Here is a 24,458-nt window from a genome sequence, read left to right as displayed (position 1 = left end):
ATCTTCCTTCATTTGTTTCGAACTTTTACAACCTTTCCGCCTATTTTACAGGAAGATGACGATATAAAAGTTCCTTACTGTTCAATTACATCGTCCTAACAATAAGACTTAATGCATAGGAAAACACATGCTTTCTATTTTAAAATTTTAAAATAAGGCAAGACTGGTGGAGGACGTCATTCCGGAAAGAATGTGCCGGGGTTCGGACGCTTCCCGCACCGGCGCCTCCTGAGAATGTTTGTGAAAGGGTGATGTTATGGCGAATTCCCGCGATAGCTATTTTGACAATGCAAAATTCCTATTAATTTTTCTCGTCGTATTCGGACATATAATCAGGTCCTATATTCATGACAATGATGCACTGCTTCATATTTATAAATTTATTTACACGTTTCATATGCCTGCTTTTATTCTCATATCAGGCTATTTTGCAAAAGGGTTCAACCGTCCCGGTTATGTCAAAAAAATCGCCTGGAAGCTGATCGTTCCTTATTTGATTTTCCAGGGAATCTATACGCTGTTTTATTCCTTTATCGATGATCAAAGCTTAACTGCCGCAAATCCGATTGAACCGCAATGGTCGCTTTGGTTTTTGCTGAGCTTGTTTTTTTGGAATCTCCTGTTGTTTCCGTTTACAAAACTGCCGGCGAAATGGGCGTTTGCCGCAAGCTTTGTGATCGCCGTTCTTGTCGGGTATATCGACCTGATCAGCAATACGCTCAGCCTCTCCCGCACGTTTGTTTTCTTTCCGGTCTTTTTGGCGGGTTATTATTTGCAAAAAGACCATTTTAAAATGCTGAAAGGCTGGAAAGGCAAGCAAGCCGCTCTAGCCGTTTTAGCAGCAACGTTCGTTTTCTACTTTTTTGTAGACTTCGATTACTCCTGGCTGTTCGGTTCCAAGCCTTATTCGGAATTCGGCGATGTCGGAATAAAAAGCGGGTTAAATCGGGTAGCGCTTCTCGTCATAACGTTTGCCTCAACATTCGCGTTCATGGCGCTTGTGCCTGAAAGGCGGTATTTCTTTACCCTCTGGGGAACGCGCACATTTTATGTCTACCTGCTGCACGGCTTTATCATTAAGTCGTTCAGAAAGACGGGGGCGGAAGAATGGCTTGCCGATTATCAGAGTCTGACGCTATTAATCATCGCTACGGCGATTTTAACCTTCTGCTTATCAAGCGGATTTGTGAAAACGGTCGCCCAGCCGTTCATCGAATTAAAAATGACGAATTTAATGCGGAGGTTGAAAAAAGACAACGGATATAACCCTTATTTAAAATAAATGAAGGTCCAAATCGTTTCCGATTTGGACCTTTCTCGTTTGCTCTCGTGGTTTCAATCTTTATCTTTATCTTTATCCAGCTTCTGTCCGTTCGCCTTGTTGTTCTTCTTTTTATTGTTCTCGATCACATCGATAAACTTAAAGGCGTTGACATCGCCCAGTTCGTTCGAAAATTCCTCCTGAAGCACATCTGGATTCATCGGTTTTTTATGGTTTTGCATATCCTTGCTTTTTTGGTGTTTTTTCATTGATGCGCTTCTCCCTGCTTCCCGTGTTTCGAGTTGCGGTTGGCGCCCCTGTCTCCGTTTTCGGCATCATATTGGGTCATGTATTGATGATCATGCATGCTTTCAGCAGGCGTTTTATTGTTAAGAGCCGCTTCATTTCTGGCAACTTTTCTTTTCATGATGACATTCCTTTCTTTTGTCGTTTCATCCATATCCTTTCCGTTTCCGTACATTCCACACATCCAGTTTCCGGAAAAAAATAAGCACCCTGAAGGGGTGCTTATTTAAATACTTTTTTCACTTTATTGACGACGTATGAGCTGCCGCCGCGTCCTGAAACATCCTCGATCATCATCGTGATTAAAAGGTTTTTGTTTTTATAATCATAGGCAGTGAACCAGCCGTTTTCTTTGCCTTTTTCGTCTTTTTTCGTTTTCAGTTCGGCCGTTCCCGTTTTCCCTGCGATCGTGAGCCCTTTGACAACCGGCTTGTAAGCCGAGCCGCGCGGGTCTTCCACAACGCCTTTTAACCCTTTTGTAATGGCTTCTGCTCCGCCTGTAGGCAGGACGTTTTTATGCCATATTTCTTTCTCTCCGCCGTCCTTTTTGATCAGGTACGGCTTGATCAGATTACCGTCGTTCAAGAAAGGTGTATAGCTTGCCGCGAGGTGTATCGGCGACATCAGCATTTGCCCCTGTCCGTATCCTGAATCGGCAAGGAGAATATCCGAGTCGATTCCTTCGTTTGATATGGAGGAAGACTTCGTCGGGAATTCATAATCAAGCTTTTCCTCAAAGCCGAATGATTTCAGGCCTTCGACAAATTGATCCTTACCTGTGTCAAGGGCAGTCTGCGCGAAATAAATGTTGTCAGAGGTGATCAGCGCATTTTCCAGGTTGACATCGCTTAATCGATCGGAAACCCGTGTGACTTTATATCCGCCCCATGACGAATCTTTCTGCCATTCCTTCCCTTCGATCTTCTTAGGTTCATCAGCTTTGATCGCATCATTTTTCAGACCGATTGAAGCCGTGATCGGTTTGATCGTTGAACCCGGAGCATAGGTTTTATTAAATTTTGAGGTGAATGGCGCAGCCGCATCTTTGTTGAGTTTTTCCCATTCTCCTTTTTTCCAGCCGAACAAAAACCCGTTCGGATCGTATGAAGGCGCGCTGACAAGCGCCAACGTTTCTCCAGTCTGCGGCTCTAACGCAACGGCAGCGCCGGAATCATCTTTTAACTGGTTGTACAGTTCTTCCTGTTTGTTCATGTCGATCGTGGTGTGGATGTCTTTTCCGTCTTTTGCATCCTTTGAGGCAACCGTCGCGCCTGATTCAGGAATCGAAATCGTCCAGCCGATTTCTCCTCTAAGCTCTTTTTCATAAATATGTTCGAGACCGACGATTCCGAGCAGTGAATGCTCGCTGTAGCCTTCTTTATTCTGTTTTAATTCCTCCTCGGTAATCGGCCGTATGTAACCGGTAAGATGTGCAGCTTTTTCACCGTAAGGATAGTATCTTGATTGCGTATCCTGTTTCAAAACCCCGGGGAGAGAAGTCGCTTTCTTGAGAAGCTCGGTACTACCAGGCTTCACTTTTTTCAGGGGAACGAATGAATCGTCCGTCACCCAGCTTGCGGACAGCTGTTTTTCAATGTCTTCTTTTTCCATATCCAGCATGTTCGAGAGCTTTTTGATGACACCGTCTTTATTATCTCCGAACTGCCCCGGAACGACGCCGATTTCAGGGACTGTCGCGTTCGTAGCGAGCGCCTTTCCGTTTCTGTCATAAATGATGCCTCTCGCTGGCTCCTTGGCGGTAATCCGGATGGTCTCCCCTTCCTTCAGCTGTGAAAAAATAAAGGATGGGTTCCAGTTGACTTTCCATGAAGTGTCTCCGTCTTTTTTTTCTTTGACAAGCTTTGCCTTGCCTTCAAAAGAAATGGGGCCGGCCAATGTATTCATGCTGACTTTATACGGTATTGTCACCGCATCTTTTTTCTCTTTATTTTTTTCATCTTCATCATTGTCGACAGTTGAAACCTTCAAATCGGAAACTCCGATCTGTTCATAAATGGATTGATTGCGTTTGATGAAATCGTCTTTTGAAATCGATTTTTGCGCTTCAGCCGACAGCTGTTCATACATTTCTTCAAATTTTTGCTCGTTCCATTTGTCTACATATTGATCCATGCTTTCTTTTGCTGTCGGCTCGTTAGAACAGGCTCCGGCGAGCAATAGAAATCCGGCGGCTATAAACAAATGGATGACTCTCATTTTCATCGTTGCTTCCCCCTTTTTTTCAAGTCCGCCATTTAAGCATTATATCATACAAATAAATACAGCGACCGACTTTATGATCATAAAAAAAGACAGTTTAACTAAACTGTCTTTCTTATCCGATAATAATTCTTTCCTTTGGATAATGGTAATTCGCTTCGATTTCTTTTCTGCCGAATAAATAGAGCAGCGTGACAATGCCGATTCGGCCGATGAACATCAGAAGGATGATGACGCTTTTGCCAATCGTGCTCAAATCTGGGGTGATACCCATCGACAAGCCGGTCGTACCGAAGGCCGAACACACTTCAAACAGCAGTTCAAGCAAAGAATGCTCTTCCGTCACTGTCAAAATAAGTGTCGAGCCGAAAACGAGAATAACCGCCATCAGCGTCACAATCAATGATTTCATTAAATCCGCCTGGTGCAGTTCACGTTTGAAAACCTTCACCGATTTATTTCCCCTCGCGAAGTGGAACAGCGCCAACAGGTTTAAAGCAAAGGTCGTTGTCCGGATGCCCCCTCCGACAGAGCTTGGCGAAGCGCCGATAAACATGAGCATGCACATGAATAAAACAGTCGTATGTGTGAATTGGCTGATGTCGATTGTTGCGAGTCCGCCGCTCCTGGTCGTCGTCGACTGGAACAGCGAAAAGAATAATACCTCGTGCCACGACTTCCCTGAAAAAGCAAAGCGCGCTTCCATGGCAAATATGCCGATCGCACCTCCAATCACTAAAAGGAAAAAAGTGACTGATGTCAATTTGGTAAACAGACTGAAAGAGAATTTGCGCTCTTTGCTGAGCAGAAAATCCTTCACTTCGATGAGAACCGGAAAGCCGATCGCTCCAAGAATGATCAGCATAATCACGATAAACTGAACGAAATAATCATGCTGAAACGGAATCAGCGAGTTGCCTGTAATGTCGAAACCTCCGTTGGTCGTTGCACTGATGCTTGTAAAAAATCCGTGCATAAAGGCTTCTCCAGGTGTCTCAAAGTACTTTAAGAAATAAGTTCCGAGAATCAGCCCGCCAAACAGCTCGATCAGCAAGATCAAGCCGAGCACGTGCTTCATCAGCTTGACAAGGCCCGATAAGTTGGATTGATTTTGATCGGTCATAATCAGCCGGCGCTCTTTCAAGCCGATCCGCTTGCCGAAAATCAGCCAGACGAATGTTCCCAGCGCCATCACACCGATCCCGCCAAATTGCAGAACAAACGCCAAAATCCAGATTCCGGCCGTGCTGAATGTCTCAGCTGTATCAACAACCGTCAAACCGGTTACACTCACTGCGCTCACCGCAGTAAAAAGGGCATCGATAAATGACCATTCCACATCATTCTTGTGTGCAACAGGCAGACTCAATAAAATAACGGAAACCGATACCGCCAAAAAATAATAGAGCGCGATCAGCTGTACAGGAGACAGCACGCGCAGTAGTTTTCTCAATAAAACCTTCATAATCGTTCCTTCTTTTTAATATTCAAAAGTTGCTTCTTGTGTATAACGTGTTCCATTTTAAAGGAAACATGCTATTATGTACAGCCGCTTTTCGATTTTTAAATATAAAAAACAAACCCCCTTGAAAAAGGGGGTTCGCTTAATTTATTATTTTGCTTCCAGACGGCGGATTCTGTCGCTTAAATCAGGGTGTGTTGAGAAAAGCGATGTGTGCTTTTTCCCGTTGATTTTTAAAGTTGCAACAGATGCCTGCTCTTCTTTGACTCTAGAAGTGTACTGCTCAAGCGAGCGGAGCGCGTGAATCATCTTGTCCTTGCCTGCAAGGTCTGCTCCTCCTCTATCCGCATGGTATTCACGGTGGCGGGAGTATGCAAACACGACAAGGCTTCCGAGAATGGAGAACACAATTTGGAAGACGATGACCGCGATGAAGTGAACGATCGGCGCCAGCTCTTCACGGACAACGCGTGAAACAGCCCATGCCGCAATCCGGGCAAAGAAAACAACGAACGTGTTGACGATCCCCTGGAGGAGCGTCATCGTCACCATATCGCCGTTTGCGATATGCGCCACTTCGTGGGCAAGTACGCCTTCCACTGCGTCGTCATCCATTTCCTGAAGAAGGCCCGTCGATACAGCGACAAGCGAGCGGTTTTTAGACGGCCCGGTCGCAAAGGCATTCACTTCGCGTGAATTGTAGATGCCGACTTCAGGCATCTTTGTCAGTCCGGCAGCGCGGGACAGCTTATATACCCGGTCAACGAGCTGCTGTTCTTCATAGCTGAGCGTTTGCTTATCAGGATTCAGCACCTGAACGCCCATCGCCATTTTCGCCATCCATCTTGACATCAACAGCGACATAAAGGAACCGACAAAACCAACAACAGCACTGAATACGAGAAGCGCAACAATATTGATGCCGCCGTCAGCTGTGAAATACGTGCCTACGCCTGTCAGCGAACCGATAATGGACAGCACGATACCGATCGTCGTAATGACTAAAATGTTCGATAAAAGAAAGAGAAAGATTCTTTTTCCCATGATTACCTCCATGTTATAATAAGATCAAATGAACTCGTATAATAAAATTATACGGCATAGAATTGAAAATGCAAGTGATAAGACGTAAGATTATCTTTATATTGTTTGCTATTTCATTTTAATACATAATGAGGTGGAATGATGAAACCTTTTAAACTGACTCGCCTGGAAATGGCCAAACTGATGTACGCTTTAAAAGGGCAGCTGGATGTCAGTCCGCTTGCGATTCTTTTGAGATCGGCCGATATAGCGCCTGATGAGCCGGAAGACAATTTGGACATCCCCGAATTCATTGCCCGGTACGAACGGAAAAAACAAAAAACGGAACACGGACTTTCCACAAATGAAATTGTTGAACTTGGAAATTTGTGCGAACTGACATCTTTAAAATCGACAGCCATCCAAAACTGGATCAAACGCGATATAAAAGATTTGATGGGACATCCGGAACTCGGCAAAAAATATTCCATCGACCAAGCCGTCATCCTTCTCATTGTACGAGACTTAAAATCGGTTTATGACTTCGAAACGATCCGTCCGATCTTAACAACGGTTTTTAATACGATTACAGACCGCTCCGATGATGTAGTGAGTCCGCTCCGCTTTTATGAAGGGTATGCGCGGGTTCTTGATCATGTGTACCAGATCAAAGACTATACGCTCAATAAATCGGCGCTCGAAAAAATCGTCATCAAGCAGACTGGCCAGCTCCGCGATTTTTACAAAGATCTGGCCGATCCCGAATGGAACAAAGCGAGAGACATCACCGCGGTCACAGTGCTGTCCGTCATCGCTTCGCACATCCAGGCGACCGCCCATTCCATGATTGACAGCGTCTTCTTAAAATATGATATGAAATAATCGCCGCTGACCGGCGCGCCTGGCTATTGGCAGCCAGGCGTTTTTTTGCACCTTCAACAATTGCCAGCATAAAAAGCCTCAGCCCAATTCAAACTAAACAAGCAGTACCAATTGAAAAAGGAGTTGAGAATACATGGCAAGAACGAATAAGCTCCTCGTTCCAGGGGCAGAGCAGGTTTTAGACCAGTTCAAATACGAAATCGCCCAAGAGTTCGGCGTCCAGCTCGGGTCGGACTCGGTTGCTCGGTCAAACGGGTCTGTAGGCGGGGAAATGACAAAACGACTTGTACAGCAGGCACAAGCTCAATTGAATGGGCATACTGACAAATAAATATCCTTTGGATTATTCGCCGGGACCGCTCGGCGGATATTCTTGTTTATTCGTTTGGTCAGAAGGCTTTTTCTCCTTTTGGTAAGGAGGTGTTTTAGAGCTCTCTTGATTTGAACCGGAACCGCTTTTCGGCGTTCCTTCCTCCGTCTGCTGACCGTCTTTGTCATTATGGTTATGTTCCTGAGGGTTTTGGGTATTAGGGGAATTTGACTCCTTTTCTTTTTCCATTTCTTGATCAGATTGATCTTGATCTGAAGGTTTTTCGTCGTCCGGATGATCTTCCGTATCTGATTCTTCATCATCCGTATGTTGTTCCGGCTGATCTTCTTCTTTCACAGCTTTCTCTTTTTCTCCTGTGTCTTCTTCCTGATGTTGATCATCTTTCTTATCATTATTGTCATCATCTTTGTTTTTGTCTTCTAATTCATCTTTGTGGGAGCGGATATAACGGCCTGTTGAAATCCCTTCTTTTTGGGCTTTTGCACGGGTGTCAAGGTCTGATTCCACCGCTTCCATCTTATAATTCTGCTGCTCGTATTTTTTCGCTACATCATCGATTTCACTTTTTACTGTCGCCTTATACGTGTCATCTTCATTGTTTTCGTATACTGTGGCGATAAGCACTTCTTTAGATTCCGTGACAAAACCGCTCTTATCGCTGTCTTCGACAATTTCACTGATCACTTCTTTAAAGTCAGACTTTTCCCAATTTTTTATACTATCCATTAAGTCCTTCCCATCCTCGTTCAGCGGCACCAAATCGATAACTTCACAGTTTTTGTTGAGCGTCAATTCAAAGCTTGGGTTGATATCGATCGTCATGTAGGCGTATGCTTTATTGTTTAAAACATCAGGGATGATCATGAAAGCGAGCAGCATGATCGCCGCGATTGAAAAAACGCCGGCTTTCAGCGGACGGAGCGCAAGCAGGTCAAAAAAGCCCGCACGCCTTCTCGACATTCTCGTCTCAGCGGGAAAAGCAATTTCCTGACCGATTTCATAATCTTCCTCTGTGCTCTTTGCTTTTAAAAATTGTCCGTCAGGGGTTAGCAATGTGACGAATTTTTTATTTTTTTCTACAATAATTCCTCTTCTCATGAATTGAGCACCCCTTTTAGATAATCTTTAAGGTAAACATAATCGCCCGTTATAATGATCGCCATAGCAATGATATATTTGCGGTTTCTCTCTACGGTTTTTCTGCTGACTGCCACCAGCTTCTCAAGCTGTTTGACGGGAAGCTGCTTCTTTTCAAACAAGATCTTTTTTAATTCTTCATGTTCGACAAGCGTATATGCCACTTTGATGGCGTTTTGCCTTGCATCCGTATGTTTCGGGGAATGCTCCAGCAAATCGGAAAAAGACAGGCCAAAACTTTTAAGCCTTTCTTTAAAATGGAGAATCTCCTCCCGCCTTTGCTCCTGTTCGAGCATGCGGTTGAACTCATGAATGGAAAGCTCCGCTTCAATCATGCTTTGCGAGGATTCCTGTTCTTCTCCTTCTTGCATGTCCATATTGATGTTCTGGGCATTTCTCGCTTCTTTTCTGATATAATCAATGACTTTGCGCTTAATGATCAGCTCTGCAAATGCCAGCAGAGAATTTCCTTTATCTGAAGAATATTTTTCAATGGCTTCATTGAATGCAATCAAGCCGATGCTGAATTCATCATCTTTTTCATCTATATATCGTTTGCACACGGATGAAACCGTTTTAGCCACAAAAGGCTTATACTGATTGATAAGCTCGTTTTGCAACTGCTGATTTCCTTTTTGTATGCTTATTACAGACTCTTCTAATGATTGTTTCTTTTTTCCTGTCTTAAACAAAAGGCTAAGCACTGGTTTCACCTCAGTTCCTCCCTATACTACTCATTAATGATAGCTAATTTGATAGGGATTCGCAAAGGAGAAAACGCGGTATTCATTTCTAATTTTTCAATTGTGACAGTCATTTGTTTGATCTCCTAGAACAATTCGTGATCTGTTTGACGATTAAGGGGGTTTTCCCGCCGTTTTTGTAACATGCCTGTTAATAAAATGAAATCTTATTTCGGTTGATCTAGGGCAATCTTCCCCGTGCGGGCAAACAAAAAAGACTGCCGGTAAGACCCGGCAGTCTGGCGAAGGCTGTTTACTCCTCTGCAGCTTTATTCTCGTGTTTGTTCGGATTTGTCATAAACCATCCCCCGAGCGCAATGGCGATCAGCACCGCCCAGAAGATGAACTTCCAAGTACCTGAATGAATAAAATGTTCAGAGACGATGTTGATTTGCGGGTGTGCGAGCGTATAGAGCGTCAGTTTTACACCAACCCAGCCGACAATCAGAAAAGCAGCCGTTTCCAGGCTCGGACGTTTCTTTAACAAGTTCACAAATTGACTTGCAGCAAAGCGCATAATAATCAGTCCGATAATCCCGCCGGCTAAAATCACCATGAACTGTCCGCCGTCAAGTCCGCCGATTTGCGGCAGGTTCGTTACCGGAAGTGTGACAGCCAGCGCAACCGCCGCCAAAATCGAGTCGACGGCAAACGCGATGTCTGCCAGCTCAACTTTGATAACCGTCGGCCAAAAACCGCTTTGCTTCGTCTCTTTCACCTTTTCGTCCTTTTTGAAAACATGGGTTTTCAAAATATGGTGAACGGAGATGTAAAGCAGATAGACGGCGCCGATCGCCTGTACCTGCCAGACGTTGACAAGGAAAGAGATCGCAAACAAAGCGCCGAACCTCATCACAAACGCGCCGGCCAACCCGTAGAAGAGCGCTTTTTTTCTGTCTTTTTCAGGCAAGTGTTTAACCATGACCGCCATGACGAGTGCATTGTCCGCGGCCAAAATGCCTTCCAGCCCGACTAGGATGAGAAGAACCCAACCATATTCAAGTAATAATGCTGCATCCATTTTATAATTCCTCCTAAGTGATTGTCTCTTTCTCTTATTCCCGCTAATGCAGCAGGGTATTTTCAGAAAACAAAAAAGACCTCTGCCAACATTAGGCAAAGGTCTTGCTAGACATGGTTATTGATTAAAACATGCCAACAAAGCCGATGGATGAACATCCATGAACTGACGACTTTGTTTCCGGTTTAACATCCGGACGCTACTCCCCTTTGGGATAAAAGAAAATATTGAATTATAAGATAATATTAACCTCATATGCGCACGGCTGTCAATCCTTATTTTTATTAAAAAAGGCTGAAACGCTTTGCGATTTGATTTTGTTCCGTCTGCCTTTCACCCAAAGGTAAAGAACGAACAAAACGATGAATCCGATGCCGACCGGCAGAAGGTATCCGTCCAATAAGCTGCCGACCTTGCTCCAGTTTTCGCCGAGGTAAAAGCCTAAATAGACATAGACGAACGTAATCGGCGTGATCGCAAGGAATGTATAAATACAAAATACCCACACATTCATTTTAGCGAGTCCGCACGGAATGGAAATCAGCGTTCTGACTCCCGGTATAAAACGGCCGCTGAATGCGACAAACCCGCCGTGCTTTTCAAAAAACCTGTCCGATTTTTCAAGTGCTTCAGGCTTGATGAAGAAATATTTGCCGTAGCGCTCCAAAAACGGCCGTCCCCCGTACCTCCCGAGCCAGTAAAGCGTCAGCGGGCCTGCAACACCGCCCAGTGAACCCGCTGCAACGACCCCAATCAGCGACATATCGCCTTGATACACCCAGTATCCGGCAAGCGGAAGAACGATTTCAGCCGGCACGAATTCGATACACAACGCCAGAAAAATCCCTAAATACGAGAGGCTTTTAAACGCCTCAGCCATTGATAAGATAAACTCTTCGATATCGACCACAACCTTTGACGATTGATAATTTCAAGTTCTAAAGAACGTACAAAAATGATTTTAACACAATTCGGGAAAATTGATGAGCAAAATGGGAAGTCCTTTAAAAAGAACAGGAGGATATCATTTTTTATTGGCGAATTTCATTATATATAGTATAATTCACGAATTATACCGAATTTAGCGCTATTGCCGCTTTTTTTATGTCAACGGATAAGAGTACGGCAGTCTAGCCTTTCAATACAGTATAGAAATTTAGACTTTTCATCATAAGTACAAAAAGGCGGAGAAGAAAGTGACAGAAGTTTTTGGTGAATATAATGGATGGTTCGTCTTATTATCCTATATCACTGCGGTTTTGGCAGCTTACACAGCCCTTGATTTATCTGAACGGGTCGTACATACAAACGGCAGGAAAAATACAGGTTGGCTTTTGGCTGGCTCCCTCACGATGGGGCTTGGCATCTGGTCTATGCACTTTATCGGGATGGTCTCATTTCAGACAGCCGAAGAAATGAAATACGATTTGAGATTCGTCTTGTTTTCGATTGTTGCCGCTTTCGCAGGCTCGCTCATTTCATTTTATGTTGTGAATGGGAAAAAACCGACGAATGTAAGACTGGCGGCCGGCTCCCTTGCAATGGGAAGCGCGATTGCATCCATGCATTTTATCGGGATGGAGGCGATGGAAAATATGAAAATCGTCTATCATCCCGTTCTTTATGCCGCCTCTTTTGCAATCGCCATTTTTGCCTCCTTCGCTGCCTTAAAACTGTCAGTTGTATTCGCCAAAAAAACCGGCTCCTTTCGGATATTATTCATTAAAATCGGAAGCGCACTTTTAATGGGCGGCGCGATTTCCGGCATGCACTATACGGGAATGGCAGCAGCTACGCTTTTCATGGCTGACGGCCGTGACACAGGCCATGAAGGAATCGATACCGTTGAACTGGGCATTATGATCGTGCTTGTCAGCCTGATGCTTCAATGCTTCTTGATTTTCGGCGCCTTCACTGACAAGCGTCTGCTGCTTCATATCGAAAAAGTCAAAGATAATGAGGAACGGTTCCAGTCCTTGATCAACCATAACATTGATCCAATCTACGTTTTTTCGCTTGAAGGCAAGATGCTTTCCGCCAATTCATCGGGATACAGCCTTCTTGAAAAAATGGGAATTGAGCCTGAGCGCCTGTCTTCCGTTTTTCGGCAGAAGGACCATGACAGACTGCTCGGCTGGTTTCTTCAAGTCCAAAATAAAGAACAGGCCATCAACCGCGATACGGAAATCGCGACAGCTGAAAAGCGTTTTGATTTAAATGTGACGTTGATACCGGTTTACGTCAGAAAGCAGCTCGACAGCATTTATGTCATTTGCAAAGATATGACAAACCAGCGTGAAGCAGAACGTAAAATCCATAGAATGGCCCACTATGACGCGTTGACAGATTTGCCAAACAGACGGTATGCAATCGACCATCTGGCAAATGTTCTAAAGCGGCAGGAAACGGGGACGGCCGTGTTGTTTTTGGATTTAAACCGTTTCAAAGTGTTTAATGACGCCCTTGGCCACGACGTCGGGGACCTGCTGCTGGTGGCGGCAGCACAGCGTTTGGCGCACTGTGTGCCCGATAAAGGCTTCATCGCCCGGCTAGGCGGTGATGAATTTATCATTGTCGCTCCTTTACAAGGGACAGATCAGCTGACAAGGCAATTGATCAGTCAGTTTGAAACGCCTTTCCACATTAAAGAGCACCGCCTCAAAACATCCGTCAGCATCGGAATCGCCGTTTCTCCGGCCGATGGAACAGACGGCGATGAGCTGATGAGAAAAGCCGACATGGCCATGTACGCCGCAAAGCACAAAAGCAAAAGCAGATATCGGTACTTTTCGTCTTCTCTCGTCAGAAAGAACAGACCGTCTTTGCAGGAGGAAACCGAGCTGAACTAAGCGCTTCCTCCAAGCAAATCATTGTACCGCCACAAGCATCCGGGCTGAAGCCGGATGCTTTTTTTCGCTCTGTTATCCATAAGTTGCTATTCATGAAATAATCTGCAGAGAGGCATCAATAAAAGAAAAGGAGTTGAACCGAACCGATGCATACGATGTGGAAAGGCTCAATCAGCTTCGGCCTTGTCAATATCCCCATTAAACTGTTTGCAGCGACAGAGGATAAGGATATTAAATTAAGGTCGCTTCATAAAGAATGCCGCGCCCCGATACAGTATGAAAAAAAGTGCACAAACTGCCATCAGGAAATCGCGCCCGACGACATCGTCAAAGGATACGAATATGTTAAAGGCAAATACGTCGTCTTATCGGACGATGAGCTGAAACAGCTCAAAGAAGAGCAGGAAGACAAGGCCGTCGAAATTGTTGATTTTGTGCAGCTAAAGGAAATCGATCCCATCTATTTCAACCGTTCATATTTCGTCGGACCGGGAGATAACGGTGTAAAAGCGTACTCACTATTGCGCGAAGCGCTCAGAAAAACAGAAAAGATCGGGATCGCCCATATGACCATCCGCTCAAAAAAACAGCTCGCCATTCTTCGCGTCTACGAAAACTGCATTTTAATGGAGTCCATCCACTACCCTGATGAAGTCCGAAACGCAGCCCACGTACCCGGTGTTCCGGAAGAAACCGCAGTCAACAAAAAAGAGCTGCAAACCGCAATTTCACTAATAGACGAGCTGACGACGACATTTGCACCTGAACAATATGAAGATACGTACAGACTCGCGCTGATGGATAAAATCAAAGAGAAAATCGACCATAATGAAGGTGTCACACCAAATGCCGGGGCCGCCGCTCCGCGCGAGGATGTCATTGATCTCGTGAGCGCTCTCCAAGCCAGCATCGAACGGACAAAAGCGCCTGACAAGGAAGCAGCAGCAAAAGCGCCTGTTGCAAAAGGAGCCGGTGAGAAAAAGAAAAAAACGTCGCGCAAAAAAGCTTCAGAGGCAAAATAAAAAATGGGAATCACGATGCAGCCCGTATTGACTACATCCGCTCCCTCAGGCGGCAATTGGCGGTATGAAGCCAAATATGACGGGTATCGGGGACTTTTAAAGATTTCGCGGTCCGGCGAAGTTTCGCTCATCAGCAGAAACTCACAACTGCTCGAAAACACATTTCCGGAAATTGCGGAATTTGCAAAAAGCATGATCGAAAATCTCAAAGAACACTTGCCGATCACGATTGACGGGGAAATTGTGTCGTTGACAAACCGTTTTCGTTCCCGGTTTGAATACGTCCAAAAAAGGGGGCTAAGCAAAAAGGCCGAGTTGATTGAACAAGCTGCCGCGAAGAAACCGTGCCAGTACTTGGCTTTTGATTTACTGGTCTTTAAAGGAGAAAGTTTAACCTCGCTTCCCTATACCGAACGAAAACGCATGCTTTCCGACCTGATGAAAGAGCTCGGTTTGCCGATGGCTCCCGATCCGATGGCTCATGCACGAATTCAATACATCCCTGACACTTCTGATTTCCACGCTCTTTGGAATGCTGTTAAAAGGTTTGACGGCGAGGGGATTGTCGCGAAGAAGAAAGACAGCCGCTGGGCTGAAAATAAAAAATCGGCCGAATGGCTCAAACTCAAAAACTACAAAAAAGCTGCTGTATTTATGACAGGCTATAACATGGCGAACCGTTATTTGACAATCGCCGTCTGTGACCGCGGTCAAATCAAAGAAGTCGGTTCGGTTTCCCACGGACTCGGAGAACAGGAAAGAAACGCCATTCTTTCGATCGTCAAGCAATACGGAACCGAAACAAAGCCCGGCGAATATACCATTGATCCGTCGATTTGCATGACGGTCCATTATTTAACGATTCATTACGGGACATTGCGCGAGGTGTCGTTTGTTTCCTTTGAATTTGACATGGCATGGGAAGATTGTACTTACAAGCTGCTGCTGCTTCATTCAAGAAACGTCCATCCCGATTTGCAGCTGACAAGCCTTGATAAAGTCATCTTTCCTGAAAGCAATAAAACAAAAGCGGATTACATCGGATATCTGAATGAAATCGGCGATTTTCTGCTTCCGTTTCTCGACAATCGGGCCCTTACCGTTATCCGTTATCCGCACGGTTCCGGCGGAGAATCTTTTTTTCAAAAAAACAAGCCCGACTACGCACCCGAATTTATCACGTCCATTCGGGATGATGAGCACGAGCATATCATCTGCAGCGATTATTCGGTTCTGCTGTGGCTTGCCAACCAGCTTGCGCTGGAGTTCCATATCCCTTTTCAAACGGCGGATACGGCCCATCCGACCGAAATCGTCTTCGATCTCGATCCGCCTTCAAAGTCGGAGTTTCCGCTGGCCGTCAGAGCCGCGGAAGAGCTGCACCGTTTATTTGATCAGCTCGGCCTCTCATCTTTTCCAAAGTTGTCGGGAAATAAAGGGATACAAATCTATATTCCGATTTCAAAAAACGCCTTTACTTATGAAGACACCCGCCTTTTCACAAGCTTTGCGGCTTCTTATTGCGTTTCGCTTTTTCCCGATTTGTTCACAACCGAACGCCTGATTAAAAACAGGGGCGGAAAACTCTACATTGACTATGTGCAGCATGCTCCGGGAAAAACGATCATCTGCCCGTATTCCACAAGAGGCAATGAGCTTGGCACAGTAGCCGCACCGCTGTTTTGGGATGAAGTCCATCCAGACTTGTCACCCTCTAATTTTACGATGGAGGCTGTCGTCAAACGCACAAAGGAACTCGGATGCCCTTTCGAAAGCTTCTTCAGACAGCCCCAAGACAAACAGATCAAAGCTATTCTCGATCACTTAAAAGAAAATGACCGTTCGGAAAACTGACTTTTTCAGCGAAACAATAGGTGCTGGCTGTGGATTCCGGCTTTTTTCAGAAGGGCCATCAGCTGCTCCTGCTCTTCTTTTGTCAGGCCTGAAAATGCCCGCGCAATTCTCAGGGAGTGGATCGGATAAATCTCATCGAGATATGCCTTTCCCTTCTCCGTCAAATTCGCATAGACAGACCGTTTATCTTTCGGGTCCTGCTCTCGTTTGATGAAACCGTTTTTTTCCAGTTTGTCGATCACATAGGTTACGTTCCCGCTTACAAGGAGCAGCCTCGAGCCGATTTGCTGCAGCTTTTGGGCTCCCCTCGTATACAAAAGCTCCAATACAGCAAATTCTGTAGGATTAAAGCCGTGTTCCTTGCTGTCCCGAATACTATGTTCTGAAACGCTTTTAAAAGCCCTGGCAAAAACCTTGTACAGCGACATAGCACGGTGAACTTCTTCCTCATTAAACGAAAGTCTCATATCATCTACCTCTTATACTATTTTCTTAAAATGAACCCGGGAAATGAAAACCCTTACAAATGTAGAAAAAGAAAGGGCCATGCTTTTCCCATATTCTATACGTATATATTTTCGTTATCCGAAAGAAAACTCCTGCTTATTTTTTTTAAGATATTAAAAAGAAGCCCGTTTTTTTCAAAATGGCCGATTTTGAAAACGGGCTTTATTTTTCCGGAAAAAATAAAAATATTCATTTCTGAGCTCCGTAATCGTCATCCTCTGCAAAACATCCTGATTATACTCACCGAGTGAGCTCAGTTTTTTTAAATAGTGGTTTCTTTCCTTTTCCAAAGCGTTTTTTAACAATCTGCTCATGATCTTCTCCTTTCATTTTCGCGTATTGTATACTATAAGAATAGACCTTATTTATTAACCAAGCTTTAAGGCCGTGTAAAGTTTTCTCTCACTCCCCCTTTCAGATTTAAGAGGACTTTTGATAAAAGCCGTTCTGCACCGCCCTCAGCAGCGGAAATGCATCCTTGCCGGCAAGCTTCATTAATGTCTCGAGCAATTCGTCTCTCTTATTGTCTAAAGCAACGATTTCTTTGGCGAGTGAGACTGCTTTGTGTTCCTTCATCCAACGATTCCCCCTCATCAGTCTGTACCTACAGCATACAAAACACTTTTACCCCTTGCATGGTTCCTGTAAACTTTTCTTCCGTGGTTTTTTAAAAAGTTTTTTAACAATGTTAGATTTTCTGACAAACGTCAGGTTTTTTCGCGCGTTTTCTTATATAATACAAAAAAAGTCATCTTAGGGGTGGGAAAATGACAGTCGAAGATCTTTCTTATAAAGATAAAAAAGTGATTTCAATTGGCATTGTCAGCGAGCTGACGGGTCTGTCGGTCAGGCAGATCCGCTATTACGAAGAACGCAAGCTGATCTATCCGCAGCGCTCTTCAAGAGGCACGCGCAAATATTCCTTCGCTGACGTCGAACGGCTGATGGAAATCGCAAACAAGCGGGAAGACGGTGTTCAGACGGCTGAAATCCTCAAAGATATGCGCAAAAAAGAACAGAGGCTGAAAAATGACCAGCAGCTCAGAAAGAAAATGCTCGAAGGACAGCTTAACGCTCATTTTAAATACAAAAACCGCTAAAAAAAAACGAATCATTCTCTCCGGATGATTCGTCACCTGATTTCCTGCTTTTTCGTTTCCTTTATGTATCCAATGAAATCAATCATAACGCCTTTATCCGGATCATTGCGTATCCGAAACGCGATCGTTCCGGGCTGACCGGTATTTTCCATCTTGTAAGCGGCATGAAACACATGGATGCTCGCTTCAGAAATTTGAAAATCAGCAGCATCAAGCCCGGAAATTCCCCATTTCTGTTTGTCTTTCAGGATTGTTTCCGGAGAAGGGTTTGCGCCTTCCACGTACAACCGCTTCATCTTTGATAAATCATCGTCCAATATCGCCTCAAGCATATCCTCAACTGCGGCGAGCCGCCTGTCTTTTCCTTCATCTTCATTCTGACAACCGGCAACAATCATTGCAACGGCTAAACAAATCAGCACAGCTGCAATCTTTCTCATACCAATCCCCCCTGATCTCTGCCTAAAATATAAAGGCTTTTACGGATTCTGGCAAGCAAAAAACCCTCCAAAAAAGGAGGGCTGCTGCTTACAGCGAATGAATGAATGCAGTTGCAATACCGAAGTAGATCAACAGTGACAAAATGTCATTTAATGTTGTGATCAGCGGACCCGATGCAATTGCAGGGTCGACATTGCACTTGTGAAGGATGATCGGGACGATCGTTCCCGCCATCGTTCCGATGATCAGAGTGGCAAAGAGCGAAGTCCCTACTACAAATCCGAGCAGCAGATTCCCCTGCCACACAATCGCGATTCCTGTAATCACGACCGCACACACAAGGCCGATAATAATGCCGGCCCTGAGCTCCCGGAAAATCAAGCGGAAAATCGTTTTTTTATTGAGCTCTTCTTTTGACAGCCCTCTGATGACGACAGCGAGGGACTGTGTTCCGGTGTTACCCGTCATTCCTGCGATCATCGGCATAAAAAAAGCCAATGCGACAACCTGCTGCAGCGTGTCTTCAAAATAGCTCATGATGCTTCCTGAGATCAAACCGATGAACAGAAGCAAAATCAGCCACGGCAGACGTCGATATGCAGCGACATACGATTTTGTATCAAACGTGATCGCTTTACCTGATGCAGCAAATTTTTCGTAGTCTTCATTCGCTTCCTGGATGACGATGTCAATAATGTCATCGACCGTTACGATCCCGACAAGCTCATGGTTTTTTTCTACTACGGGAATCGCCAGAAAGTCGTACCGCTCGATAAGCCTTGCGACTTCTTCCTGATCTTGAAGAGCGTCCGCCGATATGACCCTTGTAAACATTAATTCCTGAACCTTCTCATCGGGTTCTGCCAAAATAAGATCCCGGTATGAGATAACTCCGACAAGCTGTTTTTGTTCATTGATAACGTATAAATAGTTGATGGACTCTGCGATTTCCGCAAAGCTTTTCAGCTTGACGACCGCTTCTTTTACCGTGTAATGCTGTGGAATCCAGACATAGCGGTTTGTCATGATTCTTCCCGCTGTTTCAGGCGGGTAGTTCATCAGAACGCGGACCGCTTCAGATTCTTCCGCTTCCATGCTGGAAAGAAGCTGGTCTTTCAGCTCGGGATCCATTTCCTCGAAGAGCGCGGCAAGGTCGTCGTTGTCCATTTTATTCATCACATGGATCGCCTTTTCTTTGCCGACCTTGTTCAGAACGACAAGCTGCTCTTCTCTGTCAAGTTCGCCCATGAGATCGGTAATGTCTTCTACCGTTAAAAAAGACAGATACCGGCCGCGGTGCTTTTCGGGCATTTCCTTAAACAGAATCGCCATATCATAAGGCTGCAGTTCTTCTAAAACGCTTTGAAACTCTTTTCGTTTTCCGTCTCTCAGCAAAATAATAATCCGTAAAATCAGTTCATCATATGTCATGTTTTTGACCATGGCAATCTGTACCTCCCTTTTCAGGAGATCCTTATATCACCATAGCAAAAGGGGTGAAGTATAAGGATCTCCTCATTAATCAATGTGTGCTGCTGTAAAATATTTCTCGTATGTTTAAACCGCCTCGAATGGGGAGAATCCATACTTCCACCTCCTTGATTAATACGGAAAGTTCACTTTCCTCAAAAAATAAAAAAACACCTATTCATCGAAATGAAGGTGTTAAAAGCCATACAAAATAAAACCCTAACGCCTTCCATCGTAGAGCTTTAGCACTGTATGGCATAGGCAGCATGCCAGCTGCATTAAAAATCACCTTAGATCGATGATTTCTGTTGACCCATTGGCGTCTTTGGACATTTTTGGGCAGCAGCGTATCTCCATACAGGAGCCTCACCTAACGAAGAGCTGTATTTACCGGACACAATGAGATTACAGAAAAAAAGGATAACTGTCAATAAGAAAAGCAACTTTCATGCTCTCTATTATGTGTTGATTCCCTTTTTCGTCAAAATTAAACCAGCTCTTTCGCCGAGGTGCCGAGCTCCGTTCTTATTTTTCGCTTTCCTGTTCAAGGTCGTCCTTTGACAGCAGGTGATAGTTTTCGTGCAGTAAAAGCGCGTATTCTCCTTCATATTTTGGATGTGGCACAAACTCCGCCTGCTCGATTGATAATTCGTCTCTTTTTTCGTCTTCTTGTTCTTTCACCCTGTATCAACTCCTTTTTTTAATAGGATATCCTTTTGCCGGGATAATATGATGAAGCGAAATCTCATATATCTAGTGATTCTCTCGCCCTTTCACCGCTTTCACAGGTCTTTTTGCTTACAATTCCAGCATTGTTCGCAGCTATTCGACTTTTATCCTCTATTATCTATATTTTTTAACTTTTCATAAAATTCATACAAATGAACCTTTTTTTAACAAAGTGAATGTTTTACAATAGAATCACGCACCTTGTAACCCATCTAAAGCAGCATATAACAAGGAGGGCTTTGAAATGCAAATGCGATTAATTCCTTATGTCACTGACACAAAGCTGATGGACGTGAACGAACTGCCGGAAGGAATCGATGCGATTAAGGCACCGGAGCTGTGGTCACAAGGTTTTAAAGGAAAAGATATCACTGTCGCAGTGCTTGATACAGGCTGTGACGCAACCCATCCAGATTTGGCAGACCGAATCATCGGAGGCAGAAACTTTACTAATGATGACAACGGAAAAGAAGATCAATTTCGTGATTATAATGGACATGGCACCCATGTGGCGGGTACGATTGCCGCAAACGATCAAAACGGAGGCATCTCCGGCGTTGCACCCGAAGCGAACCTATTGATCGTCAAGGTACTCGGCGGTGAAGACGGCAGCGGGGATTATGAATGGATTATCAACGGGATTAACTACGCCGTCGAGCAAAAAGCCGATATCATTTCAATGTCGCTCGGCGGACCTGCCGACGTTCCGGAATTGAAAGAAGCGGTGACAAACGCCGTGAAAAGCGGAGTGCTCGTCGTCTGCGCCGCAGGAAACGAAGGCGACGGCAATGACCGTACAGAGGAATACTCATACCCGGCTGCATACAACGAAGTCATCGCTGTCGGGTCCGTATCTTTGACGCGGGAGTCTTCCGAATTCTCAAACGCGAACAAAGAAATTGACCTCGTTGCACCTGGAGAAGAAATCCTCTCTACATTGCCTGATCATCAATACGGAAAGCTGACGGGAACATCGATGGCTACACCGCACGTCAGCGGCGCGCTCGCTCTCATCAAGTCAGCTGAAGAAGAGGCGTTTAAACGGAAGCTGACAGAACCCGAACTGTATGCTCAGTTAATCCGCCGCACCCTTCCTCTTGATTACTCAAAAGCGCTGATCGGCAACGGATTCTTATATTTGTCAGCGCCGGAAGTACTGGCGGAAAAAGCCGGCGAAGCAAAACTTCTTTCCCTTTAACAGTCTAAAGGAGGCTGCCGACAATGTCGGCGGCCTTTTTCATGGCCGAGGATAAGGCCGAATCTTTTTAATTGCAAGAATTCAAAAATTATTTTGACTAAAAGATCGTGGCGGTATATAATCTACTAAACAATTTCATCGCCGGGAACATGGTAATCTAACGAGGTTAGATTTTAAAAGGGAAGTTTGGTGAAAATCCAACGCGGTCCCGCCACTGTGAATGAGGAGGTTATTTCATAAAACCCACTGTTTCTATACGGGAAGGGGGAAATAACCGTCGATTCATGAGCCAGGAGACCTGCCTGTTCTGACGCACCATCAACCTACGGTCGATAGGAGGTGTTCGAGTTGACGTAACAATCGCTACGTTTATTTCTCGTTCGCAACATGCTGTTTTCAGGCATTCACCTTCTCATTGTCCGAAGTGTGAGTGTCTTTTTTATTGAACACTAAAAGGAGGAGACCAGAAATGACTAATGTAAAAACGAGCAGCTTGGGATTTCCAAGAATCGGCTTGAACAGAGAATGGAAAAAATCGCTTGAGGCTTATTGGAAAGGAAACACTGACCGTGAGACCTTTTTAAAAGAAATCGACGATCAATTTTTAGCAGCGCTCCAGACTCAGCTTGATCAGCAAATCGATATCATACCGGTTTCCGACTTTACCCTGTACGACCATGTTCTTGACACGGCGGTGATGTTCAACTGGATTCCAAAAAGATTCAAGGATGTAAATGATCCGTTAGATACTTATTTCGCAATGGCGAGAGGCACGAAAGATGCTGTATCGTGTGAAATGACAAAATGGTTTAACACAAACTACCATTATATTGTGCCTGAATATGAAAAAGGCGCACAATACCGCGTGACAAGAAACAAACCGCTTGAAGATTACCAAAGAGCAAAAGCAGCATTGGGAACAGAAACGAAGCCCGTCATACTCGGGCTTTACACTTTCGTAGCCCTTGCAAAAGGCTATGAACAACAAGATATCAAAGATATTTATAACCAAATGACACCTCTTTACATCCAGGTTCTGAAAGAGCTTGAGCAGGAAGGCGTTAAATGGGTGCAAATCGACGAGCCTGCTCTTGTGACGGCTTCACCTGAAGAAGCGGCTGCTGTCAAAGAAATCTATCAGACGATCACAGAGGAAGTCCCTGGACTGAATATCCTTCTGCAAACCTATTTTGACTCGGTTGATGCTTATGAAGAGCTGATATCATTTCCTGTCGCCGGAATCGGTCTTGATTTTGTTCATGATAAAGGGAAAAACTTCGAACATCTAAAAGCGCACGGTTTTCCTAAAGACAAAGTCCTTGCCGCCGGCATTTTAGACGGACGCAACATTTGGAAAGCCAATCTCGAAGAGCGCCTGGACCTGACGCATGAGCTGATCCAGAGAGCGGGCGTTGACGAAGTCTGGATTCAGCCTTCAAACAGCCTGCTTCACGTCCCTGTCGCAAAACACCCGGGCGAACATCTTGCCGATGATCTCCTGAACGGTTTATCTTTTGCAAAAGAAAAGCTTCTGGAGCTTACACTGCTGAAAAACGGACTTGTTTCCGGAAAAGCGGCCATCCAAGCGGAAATCGATGAAGCTCACGGACACCTTCAAGCTCTCAAACAGTACGGTGCAGCGACAAATTCGGCCTTTGCCGAAGAAAGGAACAAGCTGACTGAGGAAGACTTTAAACGCCCGACAGCTTTTGAAGAAAGACTGCGGATCCAAAATGAATCTCTCGGACTTCCCCTATTGCCGACAACAACGATCGGCAGCTTCCCGCAGACGGCGGAAGTGCGGAGCGCACGGCAAAAATGGCGGAAAAAAGAATGGTCCGACGAGCAGTATGAAGCATTTATTCAGACAGAAACAAAGAAATGGATTGACATTCAGGAAGATCTCGGACTTGACGTTCTCGTTCACGGAGAATTCGAACGGACCGACATGGTTGAGTATTTTGGCGAAAAGCTTGGAGGATTCGCCTTTACCAAATACGCTTGGGTTCAGTCATACGGTTCCCGCTGCGTCCGGCCGCCGGTCATCTACGGAGATGTCGAGTTTAAAGAGCCGATGACGGTAAAAGAAACAGTTTATGCCCAATCCTTGACCTCGAAGAAAGTCAAGGGCATGCTGACAGGGCCTGTTACCATTTTAAACTGGTCCTTTGCCCGCTATGACCTGCCGAGAAAAGAGATTGCCTTCCAAATCGCCTGTGCCCTCCGCAAAGAGGTTGAGGCGCTTGAAAAAGCAGGCATTCAAATCATCCAGGTCGATGAACCGGCCTTGAGAGAAGGCCTGCCGCTTAAAGAACGGGATTGGAACGAGTATCTCAAATGGGCTGCCGAAGCGTTCAGACTGTCCACTTCATCCGTGGAAGATACGACGCAGATCCATACGCATATGTGCTACAGCAACTTTGAAGATATCGTAGACGCGATCGAAGATCTTGACGCAGACGTTATCACGATCGAGCACAGCAGAAGCCACGGCGGATTCCTTGATTATCTGGAACAGCACCCTTACCTGAAAGGTCTCGGGCTTGGCGTATATGATATTCACAGCCCTCGCGTCCCTTCCAGCGATGAAATGCTCACGATCATAGAAGACGCGCTGAAAGTCTGCCCGGCTGATCGCTTCTGGGTCAACCCTGACTGCGGTTTAAAAACGAGACAGCCTGAAGAAACGATCGCAGCGCTTAAGAATATGGTTGAAGCAGCCAAACAAGCAAGAGGCAAACTGGCTCAGACTGTATAATTTCACAAAAAATTCACCACAAACGCCGCCTGTTCACACGGGCGGCTCTTTTCATGGCTTCAGTCCTTTTTAGGCCAAAAGAACCGTTATACAAGGTATGTCCGCCCAAAAAACATTAAGACTTTTGATTCATTCGTACGATTT

General features: G+C 45.1%; 24 protein-coding genes and 3 riboswitches. Of the genes, 9 read left to right on the top strand and 15 right to left on the bottom strand.

The window, feature by feature from the left end; translation table 11 throughout:
- The first annotated feature begins 256 nt into the window (after positions 1-256).
- Entirely contained in the window at positions 257-1,282 is a 1,026-nt protein-coding gene (locus tag BTA31_RS08660; protein ID WP_076790844.1) for an acyltransferase family protein, read from the top strand.
- A 53-nt stretch (positions 1,283-1,335) separates the two neighbouring features.
- Here the strand turns inward: BTA31_RS08660 and BTA31_RS08655 are convergent, their stop codons facing one another.
- The 5 genes from BTA31_RS08655 to htpX all read right to left on the bottom strand — a co-directional run bounded on the left by BTA31_RS08655 (position 1,336) and on the right by htpX (position 6,293).
- Positions 1,336-1,530 (bottom strand): hypothetical protein, encoded by a 195-nt coding sequence (locus tag BTA31_RS08655; protein WP_076790842.1) that lies wholly within the window; start codon positions 1,528-1,530, stop codon positions 1,336-1,338.
- Positions 1,527-1,742: a hypothetical protein gene (locus BTA31_RS08650; RefSeq protein ID WP_076790839.1), complete on the bottom strand. Its 216-nt coding sequence runs from the start codon at positions 1,740-1,742 to the stop codon at positions 1,527-1,529. The genes BTA31_RS08655 and BTA31_RS08650 overlap by 4 nt, the downstream gene beginning before the upstream one ends.
- Positions 1,743-1,789: 47 nt before the next feature.
- Positions 1,790-3,790: a penicillin-binding transpeptidase domain-containing protein gene (locus tag BTA31_RS08645; protein WP_076790837.1), complete on the bottom strand. Its 2,001-nt coding sequence runs from the start codon at positions 3,788-3,790 to the stop codon at positions 1,790-1,792.
- 112 nt (positions 3,791-3,902) lie between these two features.
- Positions 3,903-5,252 carry a TrkH family potassium uptake protein gene (locus BTA31_RS08640; RefSeq protein WP_076790834.1) on the bottom strand — a complete coding sequence of 450 codons (1,350 nt, stop codon included), beginning with the start codon at positions 5,250-5,252 and terminating at the stop codon, positions 3,903-3,905.
- 147 nt (positions 5,253-5,399) lie between these two features.
- Positions 5,400-6,293, bottom strand: coding sequence for a protease HtpX (gene htpX, locus BTA31_RS08635; RefSeq protein ID WP_043925368.1), 894 nt, complete (start codon positions 6,291-6,293; stop codon positions 5,400-5,402).
- Positions 6,294-6,434: 141 nt separating this feature from the next.
- On the opposite strand from htpX, the gene BTA31_RS08630 reads away from it, so the two are divergent.
- On the top strand, positions 6,435-7,154 hold the full coding sequence (locus tag BTA31_RS08630; RefSeq protein WP_076790831.1) for a DUF1836 domain-containing protein: 720 nt from the start codon (positions 6,435-6,437) through the stop codon (positions 7,152-7,154).
- Positions 7,155-7,287: 133 nt separating this feature from the next.
- Positions 7,288-7,485 carry an alpha/beta-type small acid-soluble spore protein gene (locus BTA31_RS08625; RefSeq protein WP_043925366.1) on the top strand — a complete coding sequence of 66 codons (198 nt, stop codon included), beginning with the start codon at positions 7,288-7,290 and terminating at the stop codon, positions 7,483-7,485.
- Between the two features lie 12 nt (positions 7,486-7,497).
- On the opposite strand, the gene BTA31_RS08620 is transcribed toward BTA31_RS08625, so the two are convergent.
- From BTA31_RS08620 to BTA31_RS08605, 4 genes are all read right to left on the bottom strand, one after another.
- Positions 7,498-8,583 carry an anti-sigma factor domain-containing protein gene (locus BTA31_RS08620; RefSeq protein WP_076790829.1) on the bottom strand — a complete coding sequence of 362 codons (1,086 nt, stop codon included), beginning with the start codon at positions 8,581-8,583 and terminating at the stop codon, positions 7,498-7,500.
- A complete protein-coding gene (gene sigI / locus BTA31_RS08615; protein ID WP_043925364.1) occupies positions 8,580-9,335 on the bottom strand; it encodes an RNA polymerase sigma factor SigI in 756 nt (251 codons plus the stop codon). Before sigI ends, BTA31_RS08620 begins: the two co-directional genes overlap by 4 nt.
- Before the next feature lie 283 nt (positions 9,336-9,618).
- A complete protein-coding gene (locus BTA31_RS08610; RefSeq protein WP_043925363.1) occupies positions 9,619-10,386 on the bottom strand; it encodes a TerC family protein in 768 nt (255 codons plus the stop codon).
- A gap of 50 nt (positions 10,387-10,436) precedes the next feature.
- A riboswitch (yybP-ykoY riboswitch) is annotated at positions 10,437-10,606 on the bottom strand.
- A gap of 48 nt (positions 10,607-10,654) precedes the next feature.
- Positions 10,655-11,296, bottom strand: a complete 642-nt coding sequence (locus tag BTA31_RS08605; protein WP_043925362.1) for a DedA family protein — start codon at positions 11,294-11,296, stop codon at positions 10,655-10,657.
- Between the two features lie 286 nt (positions 11,297-11,582).
- On the opposite strand from BTA31_RS08605, the gene BTA31_RS08600 reads away from it, so the two are divergent.
- From BTA31_RS08600 to BTA31_RS08590, 3 genes are all read left to right on the top strand, one after another.
- Entirely contained in the window at positions 11,583-13,235 is a 1,653-nt protein-coding gene (locus BTA31_RS08600) for a diguanylate cyclase domain-containing protein (RefSeq protein WP_076790825.1), read from the top strand.
- Between the two features lie 146 nt (positions 13,236-13,381).
- Positions 13,382-14,257, top strand: a complete 876-nt coding sequence (gene ku, locus BTA31_RS08595) for a non-homologous end joining protein Ku (RefSeq protein ID WP_076790822.1) — start codon at positions 13,382-13,384, stop codon at positions 14,255-14,257.
- A gap of 3 nt (positions 14,258-14,260) precedes the next feature.
- A complete protein-coding gene (locus BTA31_RS08590; protein ID WP_076790818.1) occupies positions 14,261-16,111 on the top strand; it encodes a DNA ligase D in 1,851 nt (616 codons plus the stop codon).
- Positions 16,112-16,116: 5 nt separating this feature from the next.
- On the opposite strand, the gene BTA31_RS08585 is transcribed toward BTA31_RS08590, so the two are convergent.
- The 3 genes from BTA31_RS08585 to BTA31_RS22535 form a co-directional block, all read right to left on the bottom strand.
- Positions 16,117-16,578 (bottom strand): MarR family winged helix-turn-helix transcriptional regulator, encoded by a 462-nt coding sequence (locus tag BTA31_RS08585; protein WP_020451117.1) that lies wholly within the window; start codon positions 16,576-16,578, stop codon positions 16,117-16,119.
- 174 nt (positions 16,579-16,752) lie between these two features.
- A complete protein-coding gene (locus BTA31_RS08580) occupies positions 16,753-16,932 on the bottom strand; it encodes a stress protein (protein ID WP_076790814.1) in 180 nt (59 codons plus the stop codon).
- 106 nt (positions 16,933-17,038) lie between these two features.
- Positions 17,039-17,194: a hypothetical protein gene (locus tag BTA31_RS22535; RefSeq protein WP_094777415.1), complete on the bottom strand. Its 156-nt coding sequence runs from the start codon at positions 17,192-17,194 to the stop codon at positions 17,039-17,041.
- A 191-nt stretch (positions 17,195-17,385) separates the two neighbouring features.
- Here BTA31_RS22535 and BTA31_RS08575 point away from each other — a divergent pair, with 191 nt between their 5' ends.
- Complete coding sequence (locus BTA31_RS08575; protein ID WP_020451114.1) at positions 17,386-17,718, top strand: MerR family transcriptional regulator; 333 nt, start codon at positions 17,386-17,388, stop codon at positions 17,716-17,718.
- A gap of 32 nt (positions 17,719-17,750) precedes the next feature.
- Here BTA31_RS08575 and BTA31_RS08570 read toward each other — a convergent pair whose 3' ends face one another.
- The 3 genes from BTA31_RS08570 to BTA31_RS22740 form a co-directional block, all read right to left on the bottom strand.
- Positions 17,751-18,158 (bottom strand): hypothetical protein, encoded by a 408-nt coding sequence (locus BTA31_RS08570; RefSeq protein WP_076790811.1) that lies wholly within the window; start codon positions 18,156-18,158, stop codon positions 17,751-17,753.
- A gap of 88 nt (positions 18,159-18,246) precedes the next feature.
- Positions 18,247-19,602: a magnesium transporter gene (mgtE, locus tag BTA31_RS08565; protein WP_043925357.1), complete on the bottom strand. Its 1,356-nt coding sequence runs from the start codon at positions 19,600-19,602 to the stop codon at positions 18,247-18,249.
- Between the two features lie 247 nt (positions 19,603-19,849).
- A riboswitch (M-box (ykoK) riboswitch) is annotated at positions 19,850-20,014 on the bottom strand.
- 140 nt (positions 20,015-20,154) lie between these two features.
- Positions 20,155-20,310: a transcriptional regulator SplA domain-containing protein gene (locus BTA31_RS22740; protein ID WP_003181012.1), complete on the bottom strand. Its 156-nt coding sequence runs from the start codon at positions 20,308-20,310 to the stop codon at positions 20,155-20,157.
- Between the two features lie 292 nt (positions 20,311-20,602).
- Here BTA31_RS22740 and BTA31_RS08555 point away from each other — a divergent pair, with 292 nt between their 5' ends.
- Both BTA31_RS08555 and metE read left to right on the top strand, forming a co-directional pair.
- Positions 20,603-21,556, top strand: a complete 954-nt coding sequence (locus BTA31_RS08555; RefSeq protein ID WP_043925356.1) for a S8 family peptidase — start codon at positions 20,603-20,605, stop codon at positions 21,554-21,556.
- Between the two features lie 131 nt (positions 21,557-21,687).
- Positions 21,688-21,876, top strand: a riboswitch (cobalamin riboswitch).
- Between the two features lie 149 nt (positions 21,877-22,025).
- Positions 22,026-24,314 (top strand): 5-methyltetrahydropteroyltriglutamate--homocysteine S-methyltransferase, encoded by a 2,289-nt coding sequence (metE, locus tag BTA31_RS08550; RefSeq protein ID WP_076790807.1) that lies wholly within the window; start codon positions 22,026-22,028, stop codon positions 24,312-24,314.
- Positions 24,315-24,458: the final 144 nt, after the last annotated feature.

Origin of the sequence: Bacillus haynesii (assembly GCF_001969855.1) — a bacterium.
Classification (GTDB): domain Bacteria; phylum Bacillota; class Bacilli; order Bacillales; family Bacillaceae; genus Bacillus; species Bacillus haynesii.
Note: the sequence above shows the minus strand (reverse complement) of the source record. Positions and strands in the feature narration are given on the sequence as shown.

Coding starts and splice junctions, on each gene's coding strand:
- BTA31_RS08660 (WP_076790844.1), top strand. CDS start 257: ATGGCGAATTCCCGCGATAGCTATTTTGACAATGCAAAATTCCTATTA.
- BTA31_RS08640 (WP_076790834.1), bottom strand. CDS start 5,252: ATGAAGGTTTTATTGAGAAAACTACTGCGCGTGCTGTCTCCTGTACAG.
- BTA31_RS22535 (WP_094777415.1), bottom strand. CDS start 17,194: ATGAAGGAACACAAAGCAGTCTCACTCGCCAAAGAAATCGTTGCTTTA.
- BTA31_RS08575 (WP_020451114.1), top strand. CDS start 17,386: ATGACAGTCGAAGATCTTTCTTATAAAGATAAAAAAGTGATTTCAATT.
- BTA31_RS08570 (WP_076790811.1), bottom strand. CDS start 18,158: ATGAGAAAGATTGCAGCTGTGCTGATTTGTTTAGCCGTTGCAATGATT.
- BTA31_RS08630 (WP_076790831.1), top strand. CDS start 6,435: ATGAAACCTTTTAAACTGACTCGCCTGGAAATGGCCAAACTGATGTAC.
- BTA31_RS08610 (WP_043925363.1), bottom strand. CDS start 10,386: ATGGATGCAGCATTATTACTTGAATATGGTTGGGTTCTTCTCATCCTA.
- BTA31_RS08580 (WP_076790814.1), bottom strand. CDS start 16,932: ATGAGCAGATTGTTAAAAAACGCTTTGGAAAAGGAAAGAAACCACTAT.
- mgtE (WP_043925357.1), bottom strand. CDS start 19,602: ATGGTCAAAAACATGACATATGATGAACTGATTTTACGGATTATTATT.
- BTA31_RS08620 (WP_076790829.1), bottom strand. CDS start 8,583: ATGAGAAGAGGAATTATTGTAGAAAAAAATAAAAAATTCGTCACATTG.
- ku (WP_076790822.1), top strand. CDS start 13,382: ATGCATACGATGTGGAAAGGCTCAATCAGCTTCGGCCTTGTCAATATC.
- BTA31_RS08625 (WP_043925366.1), top strand. CDS start 7,288: ATGGCAAGAACGAATAAGCTCCTCGTTCCAGGGGCAGAGCAGGTTTTA.
- BTA31_RS08645 (WP_076790837.1), bottom strand. CDS start 3,790: ATGAAAATGAGAGTCATCCATTTGTTTATAGCCGCCGGATTTCTATTG.
- BTA31_RS08555 (WP_043925356.1), top strand. CDS start 20,603: ATGCAAATGCGATTAATTCCTTATGTCACTGACACAAAGCTGATGGAC.
- htpX (WP_043925368.1), bottom strand. CDS start 6,293: ATGGGAAAAAGAATCTTTCTCTTTCTTTTATCGAACATTTTAGTCATT.
- BTA31_RS08655 (WP_076790842.1), bottom strand. CDS start 1,530: ATGAAAAAACACCAAAAAAGCAAGGATATGCAAAACCATAAAAAACCG.
- BTA31_RS08585 (WP_020451117.1), bottom strand. CDS start 16,578: ATGAGACTTTCGTTTAATGAGGAAGAAGTTCACCGTGCTATGTCGCTG.
- BTA31_RS08590 (WP_076790818.1), top strand. CDS start 14,261: ATGGGAATCACGATGCAGCCCGTATTGACTACATCCGCTCCCTCAGGC.
- metE (WP_076790807.1), top strand. CDS start 22,026: ATGACTAATGTAAAAACGAGCAGCTTGGGATTTCCAAGAATCGGCTTG.
- BTA31_RS08650 (WP_076790839.1), bottom strand. CDS start 1,742: ATGTACGGAAACGGAAAGGATATGGATGAAACGACAAAAGAAAGGAAT.